The organism is Streptomyces sp. (assembly GCF_031178505.1).
Lineage (GTDB): Bacteria > Actinomycetota > Actinomycetes > Streptomycetales > Streptomycetaceae > Streptomyces > Streptomyces gulbargensis.
Genome location: NZ_JAPSIW010000647.1, coordinates 1 through 4064 on the forward strand (window position 1 = coordinate 1; position 4064 = coordinate 4064).

Annotated in this window: 4 protein-coding genes and 1 pseudogene; all 5 read right to left on the bottom strand. The window is 71.5% G+C overall.

The annotated features are described in order from the left end of the window. The coding region (locus RIF68_RS29720; protein ID WP_309054376.1) for a conjugal transfer protein TraB at positions 1-400 on the bottom strand (400 nt) is incomplete at its 3' end. A 20-nt stretch (positions 401-420) separates the two neighbouring features. Next, positions 421-2235 (bottom strand): ATP/GTP-binding protein, encoded by a 1815-nt coding sequence (locus RIF68_RS29725; protein WP_309054377.1) that lies wholly within the window; start codon positions 2233-2235, stop codon positions 421-423. A 560-nt stretch (positions 2236-2795) separates the two neighbouring features. Next, positions 2796-3104, bottom strand: coding sequence for a hypothetical protein (locus tag RIF68_RS29730; protein WP_309054378.1), 309 nt, complete (start codon positions 3102-3104; stop codon positions 2796-2798). Beyond that, positions 3101-3580 carry a hypothetical protein gene (locus RIF68_RS29735; RefSeq protein WP_309054379.1) on the bottom strand — a complete coding sequence of 160 codons (480 nt, stop codon included), beginning with the start codon at positions 3578-3580 and terminating at the stop codon, positions 3101-3103. Before RIF68_RS29735 ends, RIF68_RS29730 begins: the two co-directional genes overlap by 4 nt. 114 nt (positions 3581-3694) lie before the next feature. Continuing rightward, positions 3695-4064, bottom strand: a pseudogene (locus RIF68_RS29740) (hypothetical protein); the annotation flags it as partial.

Consider the following 4064-nt stretch of genomic DNA (forward strand, 5'->3'; position numbering starts at 1 on the left):
CGGGCCGGGGCGTCTTCTCGCGCCGGCCGGAGCGGATGTCGTCCAGCGCGCCGTAGAGCCGGGCGTGGGTGCGCCGGGTCTGGTGGGTGAGGTCGGCGGTCTCCTGCGCGGTGTCGGAGAGCTTCTTGACCTGCACCCCGGCGCCGCCGAGGGCGACGGCGACGTTGCTGGTCAGCTCCACGAACTTCGCGTCGAGTCCGGCGTTGTCGATGTCGCGGGCCACGTCCTCGGCCCGCTTGGTGTTCCTGCGGATGCTGCGCATGAGCTCCTCGAGGCCGAGCCCGGCGTCGTCGAGCGCGCGTCCGAGGGTGTCGAGCTTGGCCTGGACGGCCTTGTAGCGGTTGTCGCCGTCGGCGACGGCGGGCGCCGTGCCGTCGGTGCGGGGTGCGGGGCTGCTCATCAGCGGTTTCCTCTCTGCTTCTAGTCGTGGTGGGCGGCGGCCGAGGTGTACGTCAGGCCCGCGTCTTCCTTGGCGGCCATGTCCTCGCCGTACACGCGGGCGACCATCGCGGCCGCGAGCTTGGCGGCCTCCAGGGCCAGCCCGCACTCGGTCGCGCACCGTTCGGCCTGCTGCTTCATGCGGGCCGCGGAGTCGGCCAGGTCCGAGATCAGCTCGGTGACCTGGGTGCTGACGTTGTGGTCGCCGACCAGGTCGGTGGCCATGTCCCGCAGGGCGTCGGCAACCTTGTCCAGGGCCTCCGCGAGGGCTTCGGCGCGCTCCTGGTCGGAAGCCGCCTGGATGGCGATGTTCGCCATCTCCATCAGGTACTCGTCGAACGTGATGTCCGTGCGGTGCTGGGCGGCCAGGCCGCCGCTGCCGGACGGCCTGCTGACCTGCGAACTGCTCACGCTGCTCCCTTCCGTGGCTGTCGGTCGGCCGGTGCCGGTCCTGGCGGTGTGCGGCTCCGGCGCGGGCGGCAGGCCCCGCACGCCGGTCGTGACGGCCGCGGGGCCGTCGGGGACGATGTCGGCGTCGACGATGTCGTCCTCGTCGCTCGTGGTGCCGGTGCGTGGCGGGCGGGTGGGCCGGTCGGGCCACTCCACCGTCGGCGTGGAATCCTCCGCGCCGAACGGACTGTCCGCCGGGCGGCCGGACCGTCCGGAGCGTCCCGTACGACCGCGTCCCGCCCGACCGGTGCGACCGGCGCGGCTCGTACGGCCGCGACGTCCGGCCCGGCCCGTGGTGGCGGTGCGCCGACGCCGGAACCGGCGCTTCTTCGCGCCGCCAGACGCCCCGTCACCGGCCTTGGAGTCCTTGCCCGGCTCGTCGCCCGCCTTGCCGTCCTTCGCGGCGCTGGAGGCCCCGTCAGGCCCGTCCTTGGCGGCCTTGGAGTCCTTGCCGTCGGTGCCCTTGGCCTTGGAGTCCTCCGAGCCCTTGCCCTTGGAGTCCTTCTCCTTGGTCAGGCTGACCTTCTCCGCCCCAGCGGCCTTGGCGTCCTTCGCCTCCTTGGCGGCCTTCGCGTCGGCGCGGCGCTCGTCGAAGCGGCGCTGGGCTTCCTCGCCGACGGCCTGGCCCAGCGTGGTGCGGCCCGAGCCGGCCGACGCCGCAGCTTCCCGCTTCGCCTTTCGCGCCTCCGCCCGCGCCGCCTTCTTGGCGCGGCGGTCCTCCCACGCCTGCTGCCGCTGCGCGCGGGCCTGGTCGCGGTCCTTGGAGCGGTCCGCGACACCGGCGGCGTGCCCATCACTGCGCCGTTCCTGCCGCCCGGCCTGCCGGGCCCCGGCGCGCTCCTGGCGGCCGCGGGCCCGCTCGGCACGGGCGCTGGACGCCGGACCGCGCTCGGCCCGACCGTTGGCGTCGCCCTTCGAGCCGCCGTTCCGGCCGGAGCCACCAGAGTTCGTCTGAGAGCCTTTCGAGCCCTTGGACGACCCGTCGCGCCCGGAACCAGCTGCGCGGCCGCCAGAGCCCCACTCGGGGCCCTTCGCTCCGCTCTTGCCGCCTCCGCCGCCCCCGGTTGCGCCGGTCCCCGAACGGCCACCAGGGCCGCCGGAGTTGGAGCCACGCGACGGACCGGACCGGTTCGGCCCCGCGCCGGAGGAGTTGGTGCGGGAGGGCCCGCCGCCGCCTCCGCGTCGCGAGGAGCCGCCACCGCCGCCGGCCTTCGAGCGACCCTTGTCCGTCCCCATCCCGAAGCCGGACCCCTTCGTGCGGTCGGCATCCGCCTTTCCGCGCGCCGCCGCCTTGTCGCCCTTCGCTTTCATCATCGCGGCGTGGAGCTTTCCGTTCTGCTCCATCATCGCGACTTCCTGCGCAGTGCGACCCTCGATCAGCGCCACCTTCCGCGCTATTTCAGCCTCACGGAAAGGCGCCTCGCTTACGTTATTGGCCCGCGCCATTTCCAGCCGAAATTCCAACCAGTCGCCGAGACGGTCGGCGAGAGAGCGGCGCTGTTCGTATTCGCCTTCCTCGTATTCGCCTTCGGATTCCTCGGTTACCGGCGCAGCGAATCCCTCGGAACGCATTGCCAGTGCAGGGTCGGGGGCCGCCGGAACTGCGGGAAGTTCCATGGTGGTCTCCTCCGGGCTCTCCGGGGGAACCTCCGGGACGTCTTCCGGCGGCGGAATGGTGTCGATGAAATCCGGGATCGGCGGCAGCTCGTAGGTGGAATCACCGCTCCACGGGCCGTGGACCAGGGTCCCGCCGCCGGTCTCGTCGGACTCGTCGGACACGGGGCACCTCCCTCCTGGGAACTTGACAGACAGTGGGGTCTCGTGTGCACGCGCGTGCACGTGCACGTGTGCACGCTTTACGCGCGCGAGGCCCCGCCGGAGCCCGGCGGGGCCTTCGTGGGTGACGCTCAGTGACGCGGGCCGTGCTGCTTGAGGACGGTGTCCGCGTACTGCATGAGGTGGTCGAACAGCCGCGGGTCGCCCGCCTGCCGCTTCTCCAGCACCAGCTTGAAGAGGCGGCAGACCAGCGTGAATGCGGTGAGGACATCACCGCGACCGGCCTTGACTTCCCTGGTGATTTCAGTCCGGGTGACTCGGAGCCAGAATTCCATCCGGCCGGTCTCTCCGCGACTTTCGATCGCCTTGCGCTCTTCTTCCTGCAGCCAGCCGTTCCGCCCTTGAATGGAGCGTTCGATGCTGCTGAGGGGGCGCGTCACGCCGACTCCCTCTTACCGAGGTCGTAAATCGACGTAGGGACACTGTAGCCGGAATTCTGCGGCTGCGCACCCTGCTGCGGCGGGTTGGGCGCGGCCTGGAGGACCGGCGGGTTCTTCTTCCGCTGCTTTTCCAGCTCCTTTTCCTTCCTGTCCTTGGCCGTATTCACCACGGCCTCGTCGTGGGCGCGGCGCTTGTAGGCGCTCTTTTCCAGACCGGCCGTCAGGTTGTTCAGGTTCTTGAGAACCTGCCCGAGGGCCTTTTCCACGGGCATCGCCCGCAGCCTGGCGTGGTACCAGCGGTCGCCCTCCACGTGGGTGTCGCGCAGGTGCACGCGGGTCTCGTGGGCGAGGGTCTCCAGGTTCTTGCCGATGTCCAGCAGGACCCGCTGGACATCGGCCAGGTACCGGGCGGTGGCCTCCGGGGTCTGCGCGACGTCGCGCAGGGGGGAGTAGTTCGGGTCGTTGTTGCTGTTCACGGCGGGGATTCCCTCCTGGTGTACTGGTGGGGCTGTGACTGCTTCCGGCAGTCGCAGCGAGGGCCAGCCCACTTCCGATGGGCTGGCCCTCACTGGTGTGTGCCGGACGGTGGATCAGGGGCGGTAACCGCCGGTGAGCAGCACGGCCGCCTCCTGGCGGTACTCCGAGGCCGTGCCAGGCGACACTTCGAGGTCGCGCTGGATGTCGGAGAGCGGCAGGTTGCCCGCAACGCCGGCCGCCTTCGCAAGGATCAACCGGGCGACCTTGCGGACCGCCCGCTCACGCGGCGAGAGCTTCGCGGCGTCCTCGGCTTCGACCGCGCGCCGCTCGATTTCGGCGGCAGCCCGCCGCGTTTCAGCAGCGGCCCGCTCGGCTTCGGCGGCCTCCTTTCGAAAGCGTGCGGCGTCGGCGAGAGCGGCCTCTCGGCGGCTGTCCTCCTCCGCTTCCTTGCGGTCGGCTTCGGCAGCAGCGCGCCGCGTTTCG